Raw genomic sequence first — 23,292 nt, 5'->3', positions numbered from 1 at the left:
GGGCGGCCCTTTCTCATTCCCATTCGATCGTGCCGGGGGGCTTCGACGTGACGTCGAGCACGACGCGGTTGACACCGGTGACCTCGTTCGTGATGCGGTTCGAGATGCGCGCGAGTACGTCGTATGGCACGCGAGTCCAGTCGGCGGTCATCGCATCTTCTGAGCTGACCGGTCGCAGCACGATCGGGTGCCCATAGGTGCGCCCGTCACCCTGCACTCCCACCGAGCGCACGTCGGCGAGCAAGACCACTGGGCACTGCCAGATCTCGGCGTCGAGCCCCGCTGCCGTGAGCTCGGCGCGCACGATCGCGTCGGCCTCACGCAGCAGCTCGAGCCGCTCGTGCGTGACCTCGCCGATGATGCGAATGCCGAGGCCAGGGCCGGGAAAAGGCTGGCGCGACACGATCGCTTCGGGCAGGCCGAGCTCGCGGCCGATCGCCCGAACCTCGTCTTTGAACAGTGTGCGCAGGGGCTCGACGAGCTCGAACTCGAGATCGTCGGGCAGGCCGCCGACGTTGTGGTGGCTCTTGATGTTGGCCGTGCCGGTGCCGCCTCCAGACTCGACGACGTCGGGGTACAGCGTGCCCTGCACAAGAAACTTGACGGCCTCGCCGTCGCCCTGCGCCTCGAGCACGAGAGCCTCAGCGGCGTTCTCGAACGTGCGGATGAACTCGCGGCCGATGATCTTGCGCTTCGTCTCGGGCTCGGTGACACCCGTGAGGGCGTCGAGAAACTGCTGGCGAGCATCCACCGTCACCAGTCTGATGCCCGTCGCCGCCACATAGTCTTCTTCGACCTGCCGGCGCTCGTCAGCGCGCAGCAGGCCGTGGTCGACGAAGACGCACACCAGCTGATCGCCCACCGCCTCGTGCACGATGGCTGCCGCGACCGCAGAGTCGACGCCGCCAGACAGCCCGCAGATCACGCGCGCCGAGCCCACCTGCCCGCGAATGCGGTCGACCTGCTCGGCGATGACGTTGCCGCTGTTCCAGTCGGCGGCGATGCCCGCAGCCTTGTGCAAGAAGTTCTCGAGCACGCGCTGCCCGAACTCTGAGTGCTTGACCTCGGGGTGCCACTGCACGCCGTAGAGCCGCTTCTCGTCGCTCGCGAACGCCGCCACGGGAGTGTCTGGGGTCGACGCGAGCACGGCGAACCCCTCGGGCGCACGCGCCACCGAGTCGCCATGACTCATCCACGTGGTCTGCGACGCGGGCTGCCCCTCGAGCAGCGCCCCGCCGTCGCCGTGCACCGTCATCGTGGTCGCGCCGTACTCGCGGCGACCCGTCTTCGCCACCTCGCCGCCGAGCTGCTGGGCCATGACCTGAAAGCCGTAGCAGATGCCCATGACCGGTACCCCGAGCTGCAGGATGCCCGCGTCGAGGCTCGGTGAGCCCGGCTCGTAGACGCTCGACGGGCCGCCGCTCAGCACGATGGCTGCAGGGTTCAGCGCGGCCACCTCGGCCGCCGTGATCGTGTGCGGCACGATCTCGCTGTAGACGCTCGCCTCGCGCACGCGGCGCGCGATCAGCTGGGCGTACTGCGCCCCGAAGTCGACGACCAGAACGGGGCGGTGCGCGGTGTCGCTCATGCGGTGGTCTCGGCGCTCTCGGTCTCGCGGGCCGCCTGCATGCTCGCGATGATCGCTTCGACCTCTCGCGGCACCTGGCGCTCGAAGTAGAACGACAGGAAGGGAACGATGCCGCCCATGGCGATCCAGAGAAAGCGCAGAAAGGCCCACGGCACGGCCCCCTGGTAGGCCACCCGCCAGAGCACGAAGTCGCACGCCAGGTAGAGCACGTAGAGCCAGCCGTGAATCGTCAGCAGCAGAATCGAGACGTTGACGCCGGTGAGTGTGTCGATCGGCGTGAGCGCCAGGAATCCGCTCTCACCGCCGAGCTCGATGTCTCGCCCGAAGCCGTAGCGGGTCACCATCATGACGACGAGCCCGAGCAAGAAGATGCCCGTCACGATCGACGACACCTTGAAGACGCTCAGGGTTCGTCTGATGAGGGGAACGTCTCGAGGCTGCGGGCCGATCACCATGCTCTCAGTCTACGGCGGCGAGCTTCTCTTGCTCGTCGCGCACCAGGCGCCACCAGAGGTACACGGCGAAGCCTCCGAAGATGACCCACTCGATCGCGTAGAACAGGTTGAGCAGGTTCACCTCGACGCCGAGCTCTGGTGCAGGAGCCGCCACAGTCTCGAGCCCTGCTGGGGCCGTGTCGAGCACGAGATACCCCGAATACACCGTGTCGACGCCGGCCCACAGGTTGATGAGCTCGGCGACCGAGATCATCGAGCGCTCGCCGCTCTCGAAGTCGCTCAGCTGCGGAGACTCGCTGGGAACATATCGACCCGTGATCGATTGCTCACCCGTCGGCAGAGTCGGGATGCCCGCCCCCGGCTGCACGAACCCCACCACGACCGCGAGGCTCGCGCCGTCGTCGGCGACGAAGTGCCGCACCACCCAGTCTCCCGGCGCCCCCTCAGAGCCGGATGCCCCCGCACCCGCGCCCCCCGCGCCGCTGAGCCGCCCGGTGACGATGACCTCGTCGCCGTCGACCCACGCCCCCTCGACGGTGACGATGCGCCCGCTCGCCTCGCTCGTCATGACCTGCTGCGGTTCGGCGAGGGTCGAGAGCGGCACGGGGGTCTCGGTGTCTCGTTCGTCGACGACCGCGGTCTCGAGCGACCGCTCGAGCTGCCACTGGCCGAGTGCCGCGAATGCCGCAGCCACCCCGAGCGCCAAGAGCAGTGCCACGATCCAGCGCGGTCGGCGGGCGATCGCCCAGAAGCTCACGCGCGGGTGGACGCGACGATGTCGGGCGCCTCCAGGCGCACCCGATCAGCACTCACGTCATCGGGCTGCTCTTGGCTCGCGAGCTCGGCGGCGACGCGACGCAGATAGTGGTCGATCTCCCACTGCGTGCGCTCAGCATCCCACCCCAATTCGGCCGCCATCAGCTCGGCGACCACCGGGGCGGCAGCGACACCGCGATCCCAGGCCTCGATCGAGATGCGCGTGCGGCGCGCGAGCACATCCTCGATGTGCAGCGCACCCTCGTGCGTGGCCGCATAGACCACTTCGGCGCCGATGTAGTCGTCGGCCCCCGGCAGCGGCTCCTGCAGCTCAGGGCGCGCCACGATGAGGTCGAGCAGCTCATCGGTCAAGACGCCGAAGCGATTGAGCAAGTGCTCGATGCGCACGGTGTGCACGCCGAACGCGCGGGCGATCTTGCGGCGCTTGTTCCAGGCGGCCTGATAGCCCTCGGCGCCGAGCAGCGAGATGTGCTCGGTGACGCACGGGGCGATCGTGCCATCGAGGGCAGCGGCCGCCTCATCGATGGCGTCTTTCGCCATGATGCGATACGTCGTCCACTTGCCGCCCGCCACGACCACGAGGCCGGGCACCGTGTGGGCCACGATGTGCTCGCGGCTCAGCTTCGACGTCTCGTCAGACTCGCCAGACAGCAGTGGGCGAAGCCCCGCGAACACGCCCTCGACATCTTCTCTCGTGAGCTTCACGCGCAAGACCTCGTTGACCTTCGACAGCACGTAGTCAATGTCGGCAGCCGTCGCGGCGGGGTGCGCCTTGTCGAGATCCCAGTCGGTGTCGGTCGTGCCGATGAGCCAGTGACGGCCCCACGGAATCACGAACAGCACGCTCTTCTCAGTGCGCAGCAGCAGCCCGACCGTCGACTGGAAGCGATCGCGCGGCACCACCAGGTGAATGCCCTTCGAGGCCCGCACCTTGAACTGACCGCGCTCGCCCACCATCGCCTGCGTGTCGTCGGTCCAGACGCCCGTCGCGTTGACCACCTGGCGAGCCTTCACCTCGAAGTGCTCGCCCGTCTCGAGATCGTGTGCCTTCACGCCGACCACACGCTCGCCCACCTTGAGAAAGCCCTCGACCCGCACGCGGCTCGCCACGTGCGCACCGTAGAACGAGGCCGTGCGCGCAAGCGTCGAGACGTAGCGGGCGTCATCGACCTGCGCGTCGTAGTAGGTGAGCCCGCCCGTGAATGCGTCATCGGCGAGGCTGGGAGCCGCCTTGAGCACCTGCCGCTTCGACAGATGCCGGTGGTGCGGAACCCCGGGCGGCCGACCGCCCGTGTAGCTGAACACGTCGTAGAGCGCCATGCCGGCGCCGATGTACGCCCGCTCGATGAGGGGCTTGGTGAGCGGGTAGAGAAACCTCACCGGCTTCACGAGGTGCGGCGCAAGACGCTGCAGCAGCAGACCGCGTTCGAGCAGAGCCTCGCGCACGAGCCTGAAGTCGAGCTGCTCGAGATAGCGGATTCCGCCGTGCACGAGCTTCGACGACCGGCTCGACGTGCCGCTGCCCCAGTCTCGCTGCTCGAGCATGCCGGTGCTCAGCCCGCGCGTCACCGCATCGAGAGCGGCGCCGGTGCCGACAATGCCACCGCCCACCACGAGCACGTCGAGCTCTTTCGACTTGAGGCGTTCGATAGCCGCGGCTCGTTCGGCCGGGCCGAGCTTCGACGAGCGGGTGACCGTGCGAGCCATAGAACCTCCAGTGTCGAGACCCGGCAGGGTCAGCCGGCGGGGTACGGGGCGACGACCACGTCGACCCGCTGAAACTCTTTGAGATCGGAATACCCGGTCGTCGCCATCGATCGTCGCAGAGCGCCCATGAGATTGACCTGACCGTCGGCCGTCTCGCTCGGGCCGAACAGCACCTGCTCGAGCGGCGCCAACTGGCCCACCTTCACCCTGCGGCCGCGCGGCAGCTCGGGGTGGTGCGCCTCGGCCCCCCAGTGGCAGCCCTTGCCCGGGGCATCCGTCGCCCGCGCCAGCGTCGTGCCCAGCATGACCGCGTCGGCACCCATCGCCACAGCCTTGACGATGTCGCCGCTCGTGCCGAGACCGCCGTCGGCGATCACGTGCACATAGCGACCGCCCGACTCGTCGAGGTAGTCGCGACGGGCGGCGGCGACATCGCTCACCGCCGTCGCCATCGGCGCGTGGATGCCCAGGCTCAACCGCGTCGTGCTCGCAGCCCCGCCGCCGAAGCCGACGAGCACCCCGGCCGCCCCCGTGCGCATGAGGTGCAGCGCCGCGGTGTAGGTCGCGGCACCGCCGACGATCACGGGCACATCGAGCTCGTAGATGAACTTCTTCAAGTTGAGGGGCTCGACGCTCTGACTGACGTGCTCGGCGCTCACCGTCGTGCCGCGGATGACGAAGAGGTCGACGCCCGCATCGAGCACCGCCTGGTGGTGCTCATGCGTGCGCTGGGGGCTCAAGGCCCCCGCCACAGGCACGCCGGCGGCGCGGATCTCGGCGAGTCGCGCGCTGATGAGCTCGGGCTTGATCGGTTCGGAGTAGATGCGCTGCATCTCGGCCGTCGCACCAGCGTCGTCGAGCTCGCAGATGCGCTCGAGCTGGGCATCAGCATCCTCATACCGAGTCCAGAGCCCCTCGAGATCGAGCACTCCAAGCCCGCCGAGGCGACCGATCTCGATCGCCGTCGCGGGGCTCACGACAGAATCCATGGGGGCGGCGATGACCGGGATGCTGAACGTCAGCGCATCGATGCTCCAGTTGAGCGACACGACCTCGGGGTCGCGCGTGCGGCGGCTGGGCACCACCGCGATGTCGTCGAACGAGTACGCCCTGCGTGCCCGCTTGGCGCGGCCGATCTCGATCTCCATCACGGCTCCACTCTATCGGCGGGGCGGCCGGTAGCGTGGCGAGCAGCGGGCGACGGGCCCGCCCGACGAAGGAGTCACCATGGCGGGCAGCGCACTCAGCATCGAGCGACCGGGCACCCGCGGCGTCGCCCCGCTGCGCGTCGCCGTCGTCGGCACCGGGGGCTGGGGCGCTCAGCACGCTCGCGTCATCACCGAGCGCACCGACACCGAGCTCGTGGCGGTGGTCGGTCGCGATACCGAGCGCACCCGCGACCGCGCTACGGCCTACGGCACGCGGGGCTACACCTCGATCGCGGGGATGCTCGAGGCAGAGCATCCCGACCTCGTCACCGTCTGCCTGCCCAACGAAGAGCACTTCGCCCCCACGCTCGAGCTGCTGCGCGCGCGCGTGCCGCTGCTCGTCGAGAAGCCGCTCGTGTTCGACCTCGACGAGGCAGACGCGCTGCTCGACGCCGCCGGCGACACGTTCTTCGCCATCAACTTCAACCACCGCTTCGCCGAGCCCGTGCTGCGCGCGCGGGCGGCTCTGCAGGCCGGAGAGCTCGGCGAAATCGTGTTCGCCACTTGGCGCTTCGGCGGCGAGGCCAACCGCGGACCCTCGCCGCACGCCAACCTCATCGAGACACAGTGCCACGGCTTCGACATGCTCGAGCACCTGTGCGGGCCCATCGCTTCGGTCGCCGCGCAGATGACCTCGATGACCTACGGCGCGTACAGCACAGTGGCGATCGCCCTTGAGTTCGCCTCGGGAGCCGTCGGCACCATGCTCGGCTCGTACGACTCGTCGTACGCCTACCCCGACACCCAGCGCGTCGAGCTCAACGGCACTGCGGGCCGCGCGGTCATCCACGACACCGTGCGAGCGCTGACCGTGCAGTCGGTCGGCGACGAGACCGAGCGCGTGTGGCGGCCCGGCTACTTCGACGACGAGGCCCGGTCATTCGAGCGCACCTTCGACCGGCATCTGGATGCTGTGCTCACGGCGTTGCGGGCCGGCTCACCGCCGCCCGTTCCGGCGTCGGCGGGTCGCCGGGCGCTTGAGCTCGCCCATGCGGTGATCCGCTCGCACGAGTCGGGCGCCCGGGTGCCGACGCCCTCCGCGACCCCCTAGCCGCCCGGCCCGCGCCGCGCCGCGCCCCGCACCCCGCAACCAGCACCCCGCACCCGCCCCGCACCCGCCCTGGAACCTCTCACCCGTTCCGGAACGGGCGGCTTGCTCCAGGAAGGGCGAAGCGCGGGTCACTGTCGGCGGGGCACGCCCGCGGTGGTCAGCGTGGCCGCGAGTCGGTGCTGATGCACCAGATCCGACCAATCCCAGCGGCAGACGCCGCGCCCTGCCGCTCGCACCGAGTCTTCCCGGCGCTTCTCCGCCACAACGACCTCCGATGCTGAGAGGTCGCCGCGCATCGCGCGGGAGGTGTACTTCTCGCGTCCGTCGAACTCTCCGAGGATGCGGCCGTCATCCCAGCCGAAGTCAGCTCGGAACAGCTCTCCGTCGACCCCCCGAACGCCGACCTGCAGGTCAGGCGCAACGAACCCCAGCCGCTGAATGAGCACTCGACTCCAGGACTCGCCGGGCGACTCCGAACGGCCATCGGCGAAACGCAGCACGCGTTCGACCTGAGCGCGTCCTCGGCGCATGCCGAGTGCGTCAGCGGCTGCGGCGATCTCAGACACCGTGACGCTCGGCTCGCCGGGCTTGGCACGGGCGCGTATTCCCCAGTCCACAGCGACGACACCTGCCGCGAACGAACTCGATGCGGCGAGCTCGGCGAGCGTTCGAGCGAGGCTCGTGATCTCGACCGAGTGGCGCTCGTCGAGCTGCGCATCCGGATGGGCTGTTCCCCAATACCGCAGGCCGCCCGCGGTGCGCGTCGCGGCCGGGCTCCACCCCAGCACCTCGACCGTCGCCGGCGGAGGGTCGAGCAGCGGGATGCCCCAGACGAGCGCCGCTGAGCGGCGAGCGAGCGGACGACGGGCACGGCCGTGACGGGCAACGGCGAGCGCTCGCAGCAACGCCAGATCAGCGCGGCTGAGGCCGGTGACCGCTTCGGCCGGAACATCGATGCCGTGGGCGAGCGAGATCAGCCTGCCGGCACGCCGCGCGCGCGTGAGCCGTGAACCGGAGTTCGTCTCGAGCCGATGATCTCGCGCGACGACGAGCCGATCGAGTGCTGCCGCGACTGCTGGATTCATCCGCGCAGTGTGGATGACGTCGCCCGTGTCGTGCGGCGACCCGACTCAGGTGGGGGCACGCACTCGGGCCGGTCGGCCTGAGAAGGAGCGGCTCACCCGTCGCACCCGCGCGACGCACCCGCCCGGGCTCACCTCACCTGCGCCGGAACAGGTGCAGTGTTCCCCGACGGGTTGCCCGAGCGCGCCGAGCGGCCGCGCGCCTACCGGCGGTAGTTGGGCGCCTCGACGACCATCTGGATGTCGTGGGGGTGCGACTCTTTGAGCCCCGCCGCCGTGATGCGCACGAACTTGCCGCGCTGCTTGAGCTCGTCGATCGTGCGGCCTCCGGTGTAGAACATCGACTGCCGCAGGCCCCCGAGCAGCTGGTACACGACCGAGCCGACCGGCCCGCGGTAAGGCACCTGGCCCTCGATGCCCTCGGCGATGAGCTGCTCGTCGCTCGGCACGTCGGCCTGAAAGTAGCGGTCGCGCGAGTATGAGGTCTTCTTGCCGCGGGTCTGCAGGGCTCCGAGCGAGCCCATGCCCCGGTATGACTTGAACTGCTTGCCGTTGACGAAGATCAAGTCTCCGGGGCTCTCGTCAGTGCCGGCGAGCAACGACCCGAGCATGACGGTGTCGGCGCCGGCGACGAGCGCCTTGGCGATGTCGCCCGAGTACTGCAGCCCTCCGTCGGCGATGACCGGCACCCCCGCAGGGCGTGCCGCGAGTGATGCTTCGTAGACGGCGGTGACCTGCGGCACTCCGACGCCGGCGACGACGCGGGTCGTGCAGATCGAGCCGGGCCCGACCCCGACCTTGACGGCGTCTGCACCTGCATCGATGAGCGCCTGGGCGCCCGAGCGAGTGGCGACATTGCCGCCGATGACATCGATGTGCGCGAAGGCAGGGTCTGCCTTGAGCCGCGCGATGATCTCGAGCACGCCCCGGCTGTCGCCGTTGGCCGTGTCGACGACGATGACGTCGATGCCCGCGTCGCGCAGCTGACCGGCGCGATCCCACGCGTCACCGAAGAACCCGATCGCGGCGCCGACTCGCAGCCGGCCCTCAGCGTCTTTCGTCGCGTTGGGATACTGCTCGCTCTTGTCGAAGTCTTTGACGGTGATGAGCCCGTGCAGGCGCCCCGAGTCGTCGACGAGGGGCAGCTTCTCGATCTTGTGCTGCGCGAAGATGGCGAGCACGTCGTCTTGGCTGATGCCCACGGGCCCGGTGATGAGCGGGGTCGGAGTCATGACATCGCGCACGAGGGTCGAGTCGGCTTCGAACCGCGAGACGAATCGCATGTCACGGTTGGTGATGATGCCGACGAGCAGGCCGTCTCCTTCGACCACGGGCAGGCCAGACACGCGGAATTGCGCGCAGAGAGCATCCACTTCGGCGACGGTCGCATCGGGGGTGGTGGTCACCGGATTCGTGATCATTCCCGACTCTGACCGCTTCACCTTGTCGACCTGCTGCGCCTGGTCTTCGATCGACAGATTGCGATGCAGGATGCCCAGCCCGCCTTGACGCGCCATGGCGATGGCCATGCGTGCTTCGGTCACGGTGTCCATCGCGGCAGAGATCAGCGGAGCGTGCACGCGGATGCGACGAGTGAGCTGCGAGGTGGTGTCGGCCTCGCTCGGAATCACGTCGGTATGCGCGGGCAGCAGCATCACGTCGTCGTAGGTGAGTCCGACGAAGCCGAACGGGTCTGGCTGGTCCATGAGTCCCCTTGCATCGTGGGTGACAGGGTCGTGAGCACGATTTCTCGTGCGTCGTCAACCGGGATGCCGCGCTGAATGCCGGTGTCTCATCTTAAGCGGGTTAGGTCGAAACGTATTCCGTGACCATAATGGCTGAGCGGTTGCGGTTGTTTCTGGAAACAACTCGGCAACAATCCGACCGTATCGTCACCGTGGACGAATCGGGCCTGCTGGCCCGCGGGGCAGCGCATGCCCCGACCCGAAACAACTGGAGGTTTCGTGGCACACGCTGCTAGCAGGCCGCACACCCGGCACGCACGACGACGCTTCGCGTCAGTGCTCTTCGCCGCTGTCGTGGCCGCACTCACCATGGGCGCCGCCGCTCCGGCGGCCGCGCAAGATGTCGGAGACGAAGAAGAAGCCGTCGTCGTCGTCGAGTACCAGTACCGCATCAGCGGCATCGTGCGGCTCGCCGACGAACCGCTCGGCGGAGTGCAGCTCGTCGTCGAGGGCGGCGGGTTCAGGGTCGAAGCCGTGTCGGCTGACGATGGCCGCTGGGTCGTCGGGGTTCCTGAGCGGGGCGAGTACACCGTCACGCTCAACGAAGAGACGCTGCCCGAGGGCATCGCGGTCATCGACGACAACCTCGAGCAGCCGAACGTGCGCACCATCACCGTCGGGCAGTCGGGCAGTGCCGTGGCCAACTTCTTCATCGGCCAGGGCGAGCGCAACACGACGAGCCTGTTCGACCAGGTCATCGAGCGAGTCTTCAACGGGTTGAACTTCGGCCTGCTGCTGGCGCTCGCCGCCATCGGCCTCTCGCTCGTGTTCGGCACGACGGGCCTGAGCAACTTCGCCCACGCCGAACTGGTCACGTTCGGCGGCCTCATGGCGCTGCTCTTCGGCACCATCATGGGCATTCCGATCTGGGTGGCGATTCCGATGGCGCTCGTGCTCAGTGCCGCTCTCGGCTATCTCAACGATGCCGCGCTGTGGAAGCCTCTGCGCCGCAGGGGCGTGGGCCTCATCCCCATGATGATCGTCTCGATCGGCCTCTCGCTCGCCGTGCGGTACGTCTACCAGATCTTCGTCGGCGGCGACACTCAGCAGTTGCCGCGGGCCACCGACACGACCCTGTCGCTCGGCTTCTACGGCCTGTCGTGGATCGACATCGGCAGCATGGCGCTGAGCGTCGTGGTCTTGCTCGCCGTCGCCTACTTCTTGCTGCGCACGCGCATCGGCAAGGCGACGCGCGCGGTGAGCGACAACCCCGCTCTCGCCGCGGCGAGCGGCATCGACGTCGACCGGGTGATCCGCATCGTCTGGGTCATGGCGGGCGCGCTCGCGGGCCTCTCGGGCATCCTCTGGGCCTACTTCAGGCCCGGGGTGAGCTGGGACATGGGCTTCCAGATCTTGCTGCTGACCTTCGCGGCGGTCACGCTCGGTGGGCTCGGCACCGCGTTCGGCGCCCTGGTCGGTGCCCTCATCGTCGGAATGTTCGTCGAGCTGTCGACGCTCATCATCCCCTCAGACATGAAGTACGTCGGGGCGCTGTTGATCCTCATCCTGGTGCTGCTCGTGCGGCCTCAGGGCATCCTCGGACGCAAAGAACGAATCGGCTAGGGGCAGACCATGATCGACTGGATTCTTCTCATCTCCAACGCCGCACAGGAGATCATCTCTCCGACCACGGCCGCCTATGCCCTCGCCGCTCTGGGTCTGGCGATCCACTTCGGGTTCACCGGCCTGCTGAACTTCGGGCAGGCGGGCTTCATGGCGCTGGGCGCCTACGGCTTCGCGATCGCGACGCTGACGTTCGGATGGCCGGTCTGGGCCGCGATCTTGACCGGTGTCGTGGCATCCATCGTCTTCGCCCTCATTCTGGGCATACCGACGCTGCGGCTACGGGCCGACTATCTCGCGATCGTGACGATCGCGGCGGCCGAGATCGTGCGATTGCTGTTCACGACGAACACCTTCGTCTCGGTCACCGGCTCGGCGAACGGTCTGCAGGGCTACAAGGGCGGCTTCGCCGCGCTGAACCCGATTCCGCCTGGCACCTACGGCTTCGGCCCGTGGGTCTACAACGAGTACGACTGGTGGGTGCGCATCTTCGGCTGGGGCCTGGTGGCGCTCGCCGCGTTCATCACGTGGAGACTGTTCAAGAGCCCTTGGGGCCGCGTCATCAAGGGCATCCGCGAAGACGAGGATGCCGTGCGCGCGCTCGGCAAGAACGTCTACTTCTACAAGATGCAGTCGCTGGTGATCGGCGGCGTCTTCGGTTCGCTCGCCGGCATGATCTTCATCTTGCCTCGTGCAGTCGTTCCGTCGAACTACCAGACCTCGCTGACGTTCTTCATCTACGCGATCCTGCTGCTCGGCGGTGCGGCGACGGTGTTCGGCCCGATCATCGGCTCGGTCATCTTCTGGGTGCTGCTGTCGTTCTTCTCGGGCTTCATCGCTCGCGCGGTCGAGGTGGGCTGGCTGCCGTTCTTGACGACCGTGCAGGCGGGTCAGCTGCGCTTCATCCTGGTCGGTCTCGCGATCATGCTGATAGTCATATATAGACCGCAAGGTATCTTCGGCAACAAGAAGGAGCTGGCCTTTGTCAAGTAGCGCTGGCGCCAAGGGCGCCCCGGTCAAGTCAGTCGGTCTGCACATCGGCGAGCCCGCTCCCGGAGTCAAGAAGGTCGACCCCATCATCGTCGCCGACCACATCAAGCGCAGCTTCGGCGGCTTGACGGCGGTCGATGTCGAGCACCTCGAGATTCCGCGCGGGGCGATCACTGCTCTCATCGGCCCGAACGGTGCCGGCAAGACGACGCTCTTCAACCTGCTCACGGGCTTCGACAAGCCAGACACCGGCGAGTGGACCTTCGACGGCCAGGGCATCTCTGGCATCCCCGCCTTCAAGGTGGCCCGCAAGGGTCAGGTGCGCACCTTCCAGCTCACGAAGGCGCTCGGGCTGCTGACGGTGCTCGACAACATGAAGCTCGGCGCCAAGGGCCAGAGCGGCGAGAGCCTCGCCCGCGCCCTGTTCCCCTGGTTCTGGAGCAAAGAAGAGGCCGAGATCGAGGCGCGTGCGCTCGACCTGCTCACGCGGTTCAAGCTCGTCGAGAAGAAAGACGACTATGCCGCCGGCCTCTCGGGCGGGCAGCGCAAGCTGCTCGAGATGGCGCGTGCCCTCATGAGCCAGCCGACGCTCGTCATGCTCGATGAGCCGATGGCCGGTGTCAACCCGGCGCTCACGCAATCGCTGCTCGACCACATTCTCGACTTGAAGAAAGAGGGCATGACGGTGCTCTTCGTCGAGCACGACATGCACATGGTGCGGCACATCGCCGACTGGGTGGTCGTGATGGCTGAGGGGCGCGTGGTGGCCGAAGGCGACCCGCACGAGGTCATGGCGAACCCTGCGGTGATCGACGCCTATCTGGGTTCGCACCACGACGAAGACCTCGGTGACCTCGACACCGCAGTGATCACCGCGATCAAGGAGCTGGCCGATGACGACGCCGACGAAGACAAGCGCTGAGGCGACGATGACGACTGAGACGCGCGACCTGGTCGTGCACGTCGACAACGTGACCGCCGGGTACCTGCCGGGCATCAACATCTTGAACGAGTGCTCGCTCACCGCATACGCGGGTGAGCTCATCGGCATCATCGGCCCGAACGGGGCCGGCAAGTCGACGCTGCTGAAGGCCATCTTCGGGCTCGTCAAGGTGCGCGAAGGGTCGATTTCGCTCTACGGCGACGGCATCACGAACCTCAAGGCGAACAAGCTCGTCGCCAAGGGCGTGGGCTTCGTGCCGCAGACGAACAATGTGTTTCCGACGCTGACCATTCAAGAGAACCTCGAGATGGGCTTGTTTCAGAAGCCCAAAGAGCTCGACTCTCGCCTCGCCTACGTCGTCAGCATCTTTCCCGAGCTCGGCAAGCGCCTCGGCCAGCGTGCTGGGTCGCTCTCGGGCGGCGAGCGGCAGATGGTGGCCATGAGCCGCGCGCTCATGATGAGCCCCGAGGTGATCTTGCTCGATGAGCCGAGCGCGGGTCTGTCGCCCGTGCGGCAAGACGAAGCGTTCTTGCGCGTGAAAGAGATCAACAAGGCCGGCGTCACGACGATCATGGTCGAGCAGAACGCGCGCCGCTGCCTGCAGATCTGCGACCGCGGCTACGTGCTCGATCAGGGCACCGACGCCTACACCGGCACGGGTCGAGAGCTCATGAACGACCCCAAGGTCATCGGGCTGTATCTCGGAACTCTCGGGCAGGATTAGCCCCTCAGATCGCCGCACAGGGCCCCACAGAGCCGTTCAGGCTGTGCGGGGACCTCTGTATGTGTGATCGGTCGCGCTCAGAGCTTTCAGATCTTGTCGCGCAGAGGCCACTCAGATCTCACTCGCGCAGAGTCACTGGCTCTGGGCACGAAGAAGGGCCCCGACGTGACGTCGGGGCCCTTCTCAGTCGCGCTAGTCGTGACTAGTTGATGCGGCTGAAGGTGTTGTCGGCGTTGTACTGGAAGATGCCGATGGTCGCCTCAGTCGGGTCGCCGTTCTCGTCGAACGTGATCGGACCGGAGGGGCCGTCGTAGTCAACCACTCCACCGTCGAGGATGATCTGAGCGCACGACGCGAAGTCGGTGCACTTCTCGCCATCGCCCGAGCCACCCGAGACTTCTTGCAGCTTCGACGCAATGTCGACGCCCTCGGTCGAGCCAGCGGCGAGAGCCGCGAGCGCGATGAGCACGACGGCGTCATACGACTCGGCCGCGTAGCTGAACTCGGTGAGGTTGGGGTCAACCTCGAGCAGGCGGTCCTGGAAGTTACCCAGGGTCGCGATGTCGAGGCCCGGAAGGGTGCCTTTGGCGCCCTCGACGAGGCCCGCCTCGAAGTCGGCGCTGTAGTCGGCGAGGTTGCCGTCGACGAAGTAGAGCTGGCTACCGGGGTAGCCGGCGCCCACGAGGGCAGGAACAACGATCTTGGCCTGGTCGAAGGTGATGACGGCGATCGCGTCAGGAGCGGCTGCGGTCAGCGCGGAGACCTGAGCATCGAAGCTCGTGTCACCCTCGTTGAACAGCTCTTCAGCGACGACCTCGCCACCGGCTGCCTCGAACGTCGCTGCGAGCGCGGCCGCGAGGCCGGTGCCGTAGGCGTCGTTGAGCACGAGCATGCCGAGCGTGGCTGCACCATCTTCAGCGATCAGGTTGCCGAGCACCTCGCCCTGCAGCAAGTCGCTGGGGGCGGTGCGCCAGTACAGGCCGTTGTCGTCGTACGTGGTGAAGTTCGGCGAAGTGTTCGCCGGCGACATCTGCACGACGCCAGCGCCGACGATCTGGTCGATGACCGTGAATGACACACCCGACGACGCTGCGCCGACGATGGCCGACACGTTCTGCGAGAGCAGGTCGGTCACCGAGACGGTCGCGGTGTCAGTGGTGGTGTCGCCCGAGTCACGGTAGATCGCCTCGACCGTGATGCCGAGGTCGGCCTCGTTGATGTCTTGCACGGCAAGAGCAACGCCCGCCTCCTCCGGCGGGCCGAGGAACGCGAGCGCGCCACTCTGGGGAAGGATGGTGCCGATCTTGAGACTGAGTTCTTCGGTCGGTCCAGCCGGCTCTTCACTCTCGGCCGGTGCGCAGCCCGCGAGGACTAGTGCACTGGCGCCCACGACGGCGATGCCGCCGAGGACTGACGAGAGAGAACGAGAGCGGCGGCCTGAGCCGGAAGTGAATACGCCCATGTTGCTCCTTGGGTTTCGAATGTGTTCAGGAAGAGGTCATGCGAAAGATGACCGTCTAGTCACCGTACGGTGCACAGACTTCATTCACAACTCATTCGGGTTACATCCCTGTAACGCCCTGAAACCTGCGAACTCAGTGCAGAGCACGACGATTTCACTACTGCCGACCCCGTGTCTGCGACGTTTTTCGTCGCCTGCGGCCTGCCACGCTACGGCCGCAGCGACAGCGACCCGTCGATCTGCGGGCGATTCGAAGCGTCGTACCGAAGAACTCTCAGCTCGGCCGAGACGATGTCTCCGGCGTCGTCGACATCGAGCGGGCCAGAGAGCCCGTCGTAGTTCACGGTCTGGTCGTTGTCGAGTGCATCGAGGCATTCGCCGTAGCTGACGCAGGCGACACCGCCGGTCATCGCCAGGCGGATGGTGCGGGCGATCGAGGCGCCGCCATCGTCTGCGGCGATCACCGCTGCGAGGGCCGCGAGCACGACGGCGTCGTAGGTCTCGGCCGCAAAGCGCACGGTGTCGAGGCGAGGGTCAGACTGCAGCAGCCTGAGGGTGAAGGCCTCGCCCGCGTCAGCCCCTTCGGTCACCCCGCGTGCGCCCTCGAGCGATGCGCCGGCGAGAGCACTCGAGTAGTCGGCCACGGCGCTCGAGGTGAACCAGAGCTGCTCGGCGCGCACTCCCCGATCGAGCAGTGCCGCGACGATGCCGGCCGTCTCGCTCGTGGTCAACCGGTCGGCCGCGATGATGATCGAGTCGGGCTGAGCCGAGGTGATGCTGAAGGCGAGTCGACTCGGTGTCGTGTTGCTGTCGGCTCGCTCGACGGCGGTGAGCGACGTGGTCGAGCCGTCGAGCGCAGCGCGCACCGAGTCGACGACCGAGAGGCCCTGCGCATCGGTGCCCGCGATCACCGCGACGGAGTCGGCACGGTCGTCGACGAGCGACTGGGCGATCGCGACGGCCTGGCGGTCGACTGCCGGAATGGTGCGCACGAGACACCCGGCCGGCGTGACCGATCCCGCGGTTGGGCTCGGGGCGGCTGAGGCGAGCACCACGACTCCTGCCTCGGCGGCGAGCGGCAGCAGCCGCTCGAGCAGTGCCGGTGCGGTCGGGCCGACGACGACGTCGACACCACGCGCGACGAGTTCGGCGAATGCCGTCTCGAGCTGCTCAGAATCGAGGGTGCCCGCATCGCGGTAGTAGGCCTCGACCGCAACCCCGAGCACACCGCCGGCGGCATTGATGTCTCGAGTGGCCACTTCGATGGCGGCGACCATTCCGGGGCTCACCGTGGTCACGTCACCTCCCATCGACAGCAGTGCACCGATGCGCAGAACACCATCGCCCGTCGGCTCGACTGCCTCGGTCGGCGTCGGCGTGGGTGTGGGCAGCGGGCGCGGCTCGGCGCACCCCGCGAGCACGAGCGCGGCGGCGATGCATGCGGCGACGGCGGTCGATCGCGTCATGGCGGTGCTCCTTCTGCAGACCAGGGGTACGACGCACCCTATCTCTCTCGCAATAGGCTGTGGCCGTGACCGCGCCGTCGCCTTTCCAACTCACCGCAGGGTTCTCTCCGATCGACGAGTCGAGCGCTTCGCAGCTGCTCGCCGAGAGCCACGGCTTGACGGTGCAGAGCATCGTGCGCCTGGCCACTGAGCGCGATGACAGCTTTCGCATCGTCACCCCGAGGGGCACCGTCGTGGCGAAGTTCGCCCACCCCCTCGACGACCCCGCCGCGGTGCTCGACCAGGTGTCGGTGCTCGCCGAACTCGCCCGCGACCACGACGAGCTTCCGGTGCAGCGAGTGCTGCCCTCGCGCGACGGCGCCCTCGTCAGTCGAGTGCCTGACGCGCACGGCGAGTTTCGCGTCGTGCGGGTGCTGACGTTTCTCGACGGCGAGCTGCTCGGCGCCCGGCCCCGCACGCTGACGGCCATGCGCACTCTCGGCGCATTCCACGCCCGCCTCGCCGCCGCCATCGCCGCCATCGGAACCTCCCGGCCCGCCCTGCAGGGCAGCGACACCGCGTGGAATCTCGCGCGGCTCGACCTCTACGCCGCACAGCTCTCGGCGATCAGCACCCCCTCTCTGCGCGACGAGGTGGCGCGCGTGATCGATCGGGCATCGGATGCCGTGCTGCCGCGCCTCGCCGCCCTGCCCGCACTGCTCGCCCACAACGACCTGCACGGCGACAATGTGCTCGTCTCGACCGAGCCGTTCGGCGTGACGGGGGTGCTCGACTTCGGCGATATGACGCGCACGCCCCGAGTCGCCGATCTCGCGATCGCGGCCTCGTATGCGCGCGGATGCGTCAGTGACGAGCGCGCACCGTGGGACGCCGCGCAGGCCTACGCGAGCGGCTACGAGTCAGTGCAGCCGCTCACCGCCGTCGAGCGCACGCTGCTGCCCGAGCTGGTGCTGCTGCGCGTTGCTCAGCGCGCGCTCTTGAACTCGGCCATCGCCGCAGCGAACCCGGCCGCCGCGCCGTACGCGAGCCGCAACCTGAGCGGCATCGCTCGCGACCTCCGCGAGCTCGGCGCACGCACGCCGCCATCGATCGGAGGCACTGAGTGATCGGCCCTGCCACCTACTTCAGGCCCGAGCGGCGCGACGCTCTCGACCCGCGCACGCGCGCTCTCGTCGAGCGGCGCGAGGCGGTGCTGTCACCCGCCTACCGCCTGTTCTACGATCACCCTGTCGAGTTCGTGCGGGGGTCGGGCACGAAGCTCTACACCCGCGACGGAGTCGAGTTTCTCGACGTCTACAACAATGTGCCGTCGGTGGGGCATGCGCACCCCCGCGTGACGGCGGCGATCGCCGAGCAGTCGGCGTTGGTCAACACGCACACGCGATATCTGCACGAGGGCCTCATCGACTATGCCGAGGTGCTGCTCGAGTCGTTCTCGACCGGGCTCGACGCGCTCACGCTCGTCTGCACCGGCTCTGAGGCCAACGACCTCGCCCTGCGCGTGGCGAAGCAGGCGACGGGGCACCGCGGGGTGATCGTCACCGAGAACGCGTATCACGGGGTGACGACCGAGATCGCGGCGATCTCACCCTCGCTCGGCGGTCGTGACTCGCTGGCCGAGTGGGTGCGCACCGTGCGCCCTCCGATCGGTGACGGCAGCGGCATGATGGCGGATGCTCGCGCCGCGATCGCCGACCTGCAGGCCGCGGGCCACGGGGTCGCCGCGCTGATCGTCGACACCGCTTTCGCGAGCGACGGGTTCATCGCGCCATCGCCCGGCACCCGCGCGGCGCTCGCCGACGTGCAGCGGCAGGTGCACGCCGCCGGTGGCCTGGTGATCGCCGACGAGGTGCAGCCCGGTTTCGGGCGGCTCGGGGCGGTCGGCGACGAGTCGCGACTGTGGGGCTATCTGCAGCACGACCTCGAACCCGACCTCGTGACGATCGGCAAGCCGATGGCCAACGGCTTTCCGGTGGCGGGGCTGGTCGCTCGACGTGACCTCATGCGCGCGTTCGGCGAGCGCGTGCGCTACTTCAACACCTTTGCGGGCACTCCGGTGGCGGTCGCCGCAGCGCACGCCACCTGGCAGGTGCTGCACGACGAGCGGCTGCCCCAGCACGCGGCCGCCATCGGCGACGAGCTGCTCGCGCACCTCGCCGAGCTGGTGTCGCGGCACGATCGGCTTCGCGGCGAGCGGGGCCAGGGCCTCTACCTCTCGGTCGACGTGGTCGACCCGGCGTCTGGCGAGCCCGACACTCGGGCGGCGGTGACGCTGGTGGGCGCGTTGCGCGAGCGGCGCATCCTGATCAGCGCGTCGGGTCGCGACAACGCCTCGCTCAAGCTGCGCCCCCCGCTGCCGTTCTCGAGCGCTGACGCCGTTCGCTTCGCGACCGAGCTCGATGGCGCGCTGCGCGACCTCGATCGCACGAGCTAGACGGTCTGCACCGGGCCGGTCTCGGGCGGTTCGGCTCGCTGCTCGCGGCGCGCTCGGCGACGCTGCACCACCGCCTCGATGGTCAGCACGGCGAGCGCGAGCCACACGAGCGCGAAGCCGATCCAGCGCTCGAGGGGCATCGGCTCGGCCAGCACGGCGACCCCGAAGATAAACTGCAGCAGCGGCGCGAAGTACTGAATGAACCCCATGACGCTCAGCGGCAGTCGACGGGCCGCGGCGGCGAAGAGCAGCAGCGGCACGGCGGTGACGATGCCCGCGAAGCTGAGCAGCACTGCGTGGCCCCACCCAGCCGACCCTGCCGTGAGCCCTCCGCCTGCGAGCTGCACCCAGAGCAGGGCGACGATCGCGACCGGCAGCAGCCAGGCCGTCTCGAGCGTGAGGCCCGACACGGCTGAGACCCGACGCCCCATGCGGTTCTTGAGGTAGCCGTAGAGGCCGAACGAGAAGGCGAGCGTCAACGCGATGTAGGGCGGTTCGCCGTACCCGATCGCGAGCACGAGCACGGCGATCACGCTGATGCCCACCGCGACCCACTGGCCGATTCTGAGGCGTTCGCGCAGAAACAGCACGCCGAGAGCGATCGACACGATGGGGTTGATGAAGTAGCCGAGCGCGGCCTCGACGACGAAGCCCGTGGTCGACGCTGAGACGTAGGTGACCCAGTTGACGGCGATGAGCAGGCCGGCGATGAGGCTGAGCAGCATCACCCGGCGATCTCGCAGCAGGGCGGCGAATGCGGTGAATGCGCGTGTCAGCGCCAGCAGCGCGAGGCAGAACACGAGCGAGAGCAGCACCCGCCACGCGACGATCTCGACTGGGCCGCTCGGTGACAGCAGCAAGAAGTAGATCGGCAGGATTCCCCAGAGCCCGTATGCGCCGATCGCGAGTGCGAGTCCCGATGACGACAGGCGGTTCTCGGGCACTCGCCCACTGTATCTCGCGCCGAGTGAGACGAGCGCCGCCCGATGCAGCGAACCCCCGGTCTCGCCGTGGCGAGCCGGGGGTTGTCTGAACTGCGTCGCTGACTAGCGGACGACGACCGCCAGCACGTCGCGAGCCGACAGCACGAGAAACTCGTCGCCGCCGTACTTCACTTCGGTGCCGCCGTACTTCGAGTACAGCACGCGATCGCCGACAGCGACATCGATCGGCACGCGGTTGCCGTTGTCGTCGATGCGGCCGGGGCCGACGGCGACGACTTCGCCCTCCTGGGGCTTCTCTTTGGCGGTGTCGGGGATGACGAGACCCGACGCAGTCGTCTGCTCTGCTTCGACCTGCTTGATGACGATGCGATCTTCGAGCGGCTTGATGCTGACCGACACGGTTGACCTCTTCTTTCTCACGACGATGGGGTTGGCACACTCGACCTGCGAGTGCCAGACCTACTGTATCGAAGGCGTTAGCACTCACGCAATCCGAGTGCCAACGTGGGCGCGGCGCTCGAGTGGCATCATCGGGGGATGGACGCGAGTGAATTGCGCGAGTTGCTCACCCCCGAAGCGCTCGGGCTGCTCGACTCGCTCGAGCCGAGCGCGACGACAGACGACGCCGTGGCGCTCGTGTCGCGCTTGCGCCGCGAGGGGCACTCGCCGGCCCGCGTCGCCGCAGTGCTCACGCAGTACCGACTGCGGCGGCGTGCCGTCGCGAAGTTCGGCCCGTTCGCCGATCGGATGCTCTTCACCCAGCCCGGCCTCGAGCAGGCATCTCGGTTGCGGGTGGCCGCGTTGCACGCCGGGAGGTTCTCGGCCGCCGGGCTCCACCGTGTCGCCGACCTGGGGTGCGGCATCGGCGGAGACGCGATGGCGCTCGCCGCGCTCGACCTCAGCGTCACCGCCGTCGAGCGAGATGAGGTCACGGCGGCCATCGCCTCATACAACCTCGCGCCGTGGCCCTCGGCGGTGGTCGTGCACGGTGACGCTCTCGAGCAGCCGCTCGACGGCGTCGACGGCCTCTGGCTCGACCCAGCGCGCCGTGAGGGCGTCACGAGGCTGACGTCGCCCGACGACTGGTCGCCGAGCCTCGACGAGGCGCTGTCGCTCGCCCGCCGGCTGCCCTCGGGTATCAAGCTCGCTCCCGGCATGCCTCGAGACCTGATTCCCGACGATGTCGAAGCCCAGTGGGTGTCGATCGACGGCGAGGTCGTCGAGCTCGTGCTGTGGACTGGCGGGCTCGCTCGGCCCGGGGTGGCTCGCGCGGCGCTCGTGCTGCGCGGTGACGAGCCGCCAGCCGAACTGCGCGCCGCCGCAGACTCAGACGACGTCGACGCCGGCGACCTCGGCGAGTACCTCTACGAACCCGACGGCGCCGTCATTCGCGCGAGGCTCATCGGCGACCTCGCGCGACAACTGCACGGCAGCATGCTCGACCCGACCATCGCCTACTTCACCGCTGATCGGGTGCAGCCGACGCCGTTCGCCCGAGCGTTCCGCGTGCTCGAGCGCTTTCCGCTCGACGTGAAGCTGCTCGCTCGCGAACTCGCCGCTCGCGGCATCGGTGTGCTCGAGATCAAGAAGCGCGGTGTCGACATCGACCCCGCCACGCTGCGGCCACGGTTGAAGCTGCGCGGCGCGAACTCAGGCGTGCTGATACTCACCCGCGTCGCCGGCGAACGGGTTGCCCTGCTCGCCGAGCGGGCCGACTGACGACGGCGACGCTGCGGAGGTTCTAGAAGTAGCCGAAGGTGCCCGCGGCCCCGACGGCGAACCAGAGCAGCATGAGGGGAACGATGATCACGAGCCCCCACAGAATCGAGATGGCGACACCGACATAGCCGGTGACGAGACCGCCGACGGCCATGCCGCGCGCGTGCGGCTCGCGCTTGAGCGCCAGGTGGCCGAGAATCACACCCGCGATCGCCGGCAGCAGGCCGATGAAGAACAGCGAGAGCACGAGGCCGATGATGCCGAACACCAGTGCGAGCACGCTCAGCGTCGAGCTGGGGCCGGCGGGCGCGCCGGCATACGGGGTCGCGGGTGTACCGCCATACGGTGTCGCCGGCGGTGTCGCGTAGGGGTCGGGGCGCGTCGACTCGACGAAGGCCGCAGCTGCGGGGGCCGCGGTCTGAGCAGCCGCGGGCGCGGGGGGCGGGGGCACTGCGGCGGCGGGCGCGGCGGCGGCCGAGGGCGCGGGTGATGCAGCTGGCTTCGACTCGGCAGGCGCAGACGCGGCAGGCTTCGAGGCGGCGAGCTGTGCGGCCGCAGGCTTCTTGGTCGCCGCGGGCTTCTTCGCCGCAGCGGTGCGCTTCGTGGTGGGCGCACTGTCACCCGTGCCCGGAATCGGGCTCTCAGGCGGAGTGCCGCCCGGCGCGGGCGGGGGCGGGGGAACGTTCGAGCTGGCCACGGTGACTCCTCATCGTCGGCGGAAGACGGCGGGCAGGCGGTGCGCCTGCACTGTCACCAGGCTATCGAGTCGTGCCTTTGATCAGGCAGAGAGCGAGCCGAGGGTGGCGAGAAAGATGCCCCAGAAGACGAACCACGCCACGGTGCCGATCCAGCCGATGATGGTGGCGGCCATCGCCAGCCCTTGGCCGGGCTCGCCGGTCTGCGCGATCTGGCGCAGGGTGATGTGGCCGAGAATGGCGCCGGCGATGGGCACGAGAATCGCCAGAATGAGCGCCACGGGCGCAAGCCGATTGGTCGGTCTGGTCGCGCTGTCGTCGGTCATGGTGCGTCACGCCGTTTCGGGTCGTCGAATGCAGTGTGAGACATGATACGGGCCCGCACCCTCGGATTCACCGTGGATGCGGGCCCGTTCACGACTGCTAGTAGGTGAAGCTGCCCTGCGACGCAGCGATGCCGAAGATGCTCGCCCAGAAGATGATGACGAGCAGGCCGACGAGCAGGCCGAGGTAGCCGAGAATCAGGCCGGCGATGGCGAGGCCGCGTCCGCCCTCACCCGTGCGCTTGATCTGGCCCAGTGCGATGTGGCCGCAGATGACGGCGCCGAGCGAGATGAAGAACGCGAGCACGAGCGAGATGATCGCCAGGGTGTTGGTCTTGGGGCCGGCCGGTGCCGAAGCGTACGGCGTGGGCTCCGGGGCGGGGGGCGGGGTGACGTCAGACATTGATTGCTCTCCT

Annotated in this window: 22 protein-coding genes; 8 read left to right on the top strand and 14 right to left on the bottom strand. The window is 68.3% G+C overall.

The features are described from left to right. Window positions 1-13: 13 nt before the first annotated feature. From guaA to KIT89_RS11750, 5 genes are read right to left on the bottom strand one after another with little or no spacing between them, the layout of a single operon-like run. Entirely contained in the window at window positions 14-1,588 is a 1,575-nt protein-coding gene (gene guaA, locus KIT89_RS11770; protein ID WP_297601875.1) for a glutamine-hydrolyzing GMP synthase, read from the bottom strand. Further along, window positions 1,585-2,043 (bottom strand): DUF3817 domain-containing protein, encoded by a 459-nt coding sequence (locus tag KIT89_RS11765; RefSeq protein WP_297601873.1) that lies wholly within the window; start codon window positions 2,041-2,043, stop codon window positions 1,585-1,587. The genes guaA and KIT89_RS11765 overlap by 4 nt, the downstream gene beginning before the upstream one ends. A 4-nt stretch (window positions 2,044-2,047) precedes the next feature. Then, on the bottom strand, window positions 2,048-2,800 hold the full coding sequence (locus KIT89_RS11760) for an SURF1 family protein (protein WP_297601871.1): 753 nt from the start codon (window positions 2,798-2,800) through the stop codon (window positions 2,048-2,050). Further along, entirely contained in the window at window positions 2,797-4,527 is a 1,731-nt protein-coding gene (locus KIT89_RS11755) for a glycerol-3-phosphate dehydrogenase/oxidase (RefSeq protein ID WP_297601869.1), read from the bottom strand. The genes KIT89_RS11760 and KIT89_RS11755 overlap by 4 nt, the downstream gene beginning before the upstream one ends. Window positions 4,528-4,556: 29 nt before the next feature. Next, window positions 4,557-5,675, bottom strand: a complete 1,119-nt coding sequence (locus KIT89_RS11750; protein ID WP_297603963.1) for a GuaB3 family IMP dehydrogenase-related protein — start codon at window positions 5,673-5,675, stop codon at window positions 4,557-4,559. 79 nt (window positions 5,676-5,754) lie between these two features. Between KIT89_RS11750 and KIT89_RS11745 the strand changes: the two genes are divergently transcribed. Continuing rightward, window positions 5,755-6,786 (top strand): Gfo/Idh/MocA family oxidoreductase, encoded by a 1,032-nt coding sequence (locus KIT89_RS11745; RefSeq protein WP_297601867.1) that lies wholly within the window; start codon window positions 5,755-5,757, stop codon window positions 6,784-6,786. A 128-nt stretch (window positions 6,787-6,914) separates the two neighbouring features. Here KIT89_RS11745 and KIT89_RS11740 read toward each other — a convergent pair whose 3' ends face one another. After that, on the bottom strand, window positions 6,915-7,871 hold the full coding sequence (locus KIT89_RS11740) for a hypothetical protein (RefSeq protein WP_297601865.1): 957 nt from the start codon (window positions 7,869-7,871) through the stop codon (window positions 6,915-6,917). A gap of 200 nt (window positions 7,872-8,071) precedes the next feature. After that, window positions 8,072-9,574: an IMP dehydrogenase gene (gene guaB / locus KIT89_RS11735; protein WP_297601863.1), complete on the bottom strand. Its 1,503-nt coding sequence runs from the start codon at window positions 9,572-9,574 to the stop codon at window positions 8,072-8,074. 315 nt (window positions 9,575-9,889) lie between these two features. On the opposite strand from guaB, the gene KIT89_RS11730 reads away from it, so the two are divergent. The 4 genes from KIT89_RS11730 to KIT89_RS11715 are packed head-to-tail and all read left to right on the top strand — an operon-like array spanning window position 9,890 to window position 13,833. After that, complete coding sequence (locus KIT89_RS11730) at window positions 9,890-11,176, top strand: branched-chain amino acid ABC transporter permease (protein WP_297601860.1); 1,287 nt, start codon at window positions 9,890-9,892, stop codon at window positions 11,174-11,176. Between the two features lie 12 nt (window positions 11,177-11,188). After that, a complete protein-coding gene (locus KIT89_RS11725; protein ID WP_297603962.1) occupies window positions 11,189-12,169 on the top strand; it encodes a branched-chain amino acid ABC transporter permease in 981 nt (326 codons plus the stop codon). After that, complete coding sequence (locus KIT89_RS11720; protein ID WP_297601859.1) at window positions 12,159-13,088, top strand: ABC transporter ATP-binding protein; 930 nt, start codon at window positions 12,159-12,161, stop codon at window positions 13,086-13,088. The genes KIT89_RS11725 and KIT89_RS11720 overlap by 11 nt, the downstream gene beginning before the upstream one ends. Then, window positions 13,060-13,833, top strand: a complete 774-nt coding sequence (locus KIT89_RS11715; RefSeq protein ID WP_297601858.1) for an ABC transporter ATP-binding protein — start codon at window positions 13,060-13,062, stop codon at window positions 13,831-13,833. The genes KIT89_RS11720 and KIT89_RS11715 overlap by 29 nt, the downstream gene beginning before the upstream one ends. Before the next feature lie 202 nt (window positions 13,834-14,035). Here KIT89_RS11715 and KIT89_RS11710 read toward each other — a convergent pair whose 3' ends face one another. Continuing rightward, window positions 14,036-15,295 (bottom strand): ABC transporter substrate-binding protein, encoded by a 1,260-nt coding sequence (locus tag KIT89_RS11710; RefSeq protein WP_297601857.1) that lies wholly within the window; start codon window positions 15,293-15,295, stop codon window positions 14,036-14,038. 209 nt (window positions 15,296-15,504) lie between these two features. After that, complete coding sequence (locus tag KIT89_RS11705) at window positions 15,505-16,761, bottom strand: ABC transporter substrate-binding protein (RefSeq protein ID WP_297601856.1); 1,257 nt, start codon at window positions 16,759-16,761, stop codon at window positions 15,505-15,507. 65 nt (window positions 16,762-16,826) lie between these two features. On the opposite strand from KIT89_RS11705, the gene KIT89_RS11700 reads away from it, so the two are divergent. Then, window positions 16,827-17,867, top strand: coding sequence for a phosphotransferase (locus tag KIT89_RS11700; protein WP_297601855.1), 1,041 nt, complete (start codon window positions 16,827-16,829; stop codon window positions 17,865-17,867). Beyond that, complete coding sequence (locus KIT89_RS11695; protein WP_297601853.1) at window positions 17,864-19,195, top strand: aminotransferase class III-fold pyridoxal phosphate-dependent enzyme; 1,332 nt, start codon at window positions 17,864-17,866, stop codon at window positions 19,193-19,195. The genes KIT89_RS11700 and KIT89_RS11695 overlap by 4 nt, the downstream gene beginning before the upstream one ends. Here the strand turns inward: KIT89_RS11695 and rarD are convergent. Both rarD and groES read right to left on the bottom strand, forming a co-directional pair. After that, the gene (gene rarD, locus KIT89_RS11690; protein ID WP_297601850.1) at window positions 19,192-20,139 is read right to left on the bottom strand and encodes an EamA family transporter RarD; all 948 of its coding nucleotides are present in this window, start codon (window positions 20,137-20,139) and stop codon (window positions 19,192-19,194) included. The genes KIT89_RS11695 and rarD overlap by 4 nt on opposite strands. A 102-nt stretch (window positions 20,140-20,241) precedes the next feature. After that, window positions 20,242-20,538 (bottom strand): co-chaperone GroES, encoded by a 297-nt coding sequence (groES, locus tag KIT89_RS11685; RefSeq protein WP_293169971.1) that lies wholly within the window; start codon window positions 20,536-20,538, stop codon window positions 20,242-20,244. A 138-nt stretch (window positions 20,539-20,676) separates the two neighbouring features. Between groES and KIT89_RS11680 the strand changes: the two genes are divergently transcribed. Continuing rightward, window positions 20,677-21,858, top strand: a complete 1,182-nt coding sequence (locus KIT89_RS11680) for an SAM-dependent methyltransferase (RefSeq protein ID WP_297601846.1) — start codon at window positions 20,677-20,679, stop codon at window positions 21,856-21,858. A gap of 22 nt (window positions 21,859-21,880) precedes the next feature. Here KIT89_RS11680 and KIT89_RS11675 read toward each other — a convergent pair whose 3' ends face one another. The 3 genes from KIT89_RS11675 to KIT89_RS11665 form a co-directional block, all read right to left on the bottom strand. Beyond that, window positions 21,881-22,555, bottom strand: a complete 675-nt coding sequence (locus tag KIT89_RS11675) for a DUF4190 domain-containing protein (RefSeq protein WP_297601843.1) — start codon at window positions 22,553-22,555, stop codon at window positions 21,881-21,883. Between the two features lie 81 nt (window positions 22,556-22,636). After that, complete coding sequence (locus tag KIT89_RS11670) at window positions 22,637-22,879, bottom strand: DUF4190 domain-containing protein (RefSeq protein ID WP_297601842.1); 243 nt, start codon at window positions 22,877-22,879, stop codon at window positions 22,637-22,639. Between the two features lie 97 nt (window positions 22,880-22,976). After that, window positions 22,977-23,279, bottom strand: a complete 303-nt coding sequence (locus KIT89_RS11665) for a DUF4190 domain-containing protein (protein WP_297601839.1) — start codon at window positions 23,277-23,279, stop codon at window positions 22,977-22,979. Window positions 23,280-23,292 lie beyond the last annotated feature (13 nt).

Source organism: Microcella sp., from assembly GCF_025808395.1.
Lineage (GTDB): Bacteria > Actinomycetota > Actinomycetes > Actinomycetales > Microbacteriaceae > Microcella.
Note: the sequence above shows the minus strand (reverse complement) of the source record. Positions and strands in the feature narration are given on the sequence as shown.

Excerpts from the sequence above, each read along its gene's own strand:
- KIT89_RS11710 (WP_297601857.1), bottom strand. The coding sequence starts at position 15,295 with ATGGGCGTATTCACTTCCGGCTCAGGCCGCCGCTCTCGTTCTCTCTCG.
- guaA (WP_297601875.1), bottom strand. The coding sequence starts at position 1,588 with ATGAGCGACACCGCGCACCGCCCCGTTCTGGTCGTCGACTTCGGGGCG.
- KIT89_RS11745 (WP_297601867.1), top strand. The coding sequence starts at position 5,755 with ATGGCGGGCAGCGCACTCAGCATCGAGCGACCGGGCACCCGCGGCGTC.
- KIT89_RS11755 (WP_297601869.1), bottom strand. The coding sequence starts at position 4,527 with ATGGCTCGCACGGTCACCCGCTCGTCGAAGCTCGGCCCGGCCGAACGA.
- KIT89_RS11750 (WP_297603963.1), bottom strand. The coding sequence starts at position 5,675 with ATGGAGATCGAGATCGGCCGCGCCAAGCGGGCACGCAGGGCGTACTCG.
- KIT89_RS11670 (WP_297601842.1), bottom strand. The coding sequence starts at position 22,879 with ATGACCGACGACAGCGCGACCAGACCGACCAATCGGCTTGCGCCCGTG.
- KIT89_RS11715 (WP_297601858.1), top strand. The coding sequence starts at position 13,060 with ATGACGACGCCGACGAAGACAAGCGCTGAGGCGACGATGACGACTGAG.
- KIT89_RS11705 (WP_297601856.1), bottom strand. The coding sequence starts at position 16,761 with ATGACGCGATCGACCGCCGTCGCCGCATGCATCGCCGCCGCGCTCGTG.
- KIT89_RS11740 (WP_297601865.1), bottom strand. The coding sequence starts at position 7,871 with ATGAATCCAGCAGTCGCGGCAGCACTCGATCGGCTCGTCGTCGCGCGA.
- guaB (WP_297601863.1), bottom strand. The coding sequence starts at position 9,574 with ATGGACCAGCCAGACCCGTTCGGCTTCGTCGGACTCACCTACGACGAC.
- KIT89_RS11680 (WP_297601846.1), top strand. The coding sequence starts at position 20,677 with ATGGACGCGAGTGAATTGCGCGAGTTGCTCACCCCCGAAGCGCTCGGG.
- KIT89_RS11665 (WP_297601839.1), bottom strand. The coding sequence starts at position 23,279 with ATGTCTGACGTCACCCCGCCCCCCGCCCCGGAGCCCACGCCGTACGCT.
- KIT89_RS11765 (WP_297601873.1), bottom strand. The coding sequence starts at position 2,043 with ATGGTGATCGGCCCGCAGCCTCGAGACGTTCCCCTCATCAGACGAACC.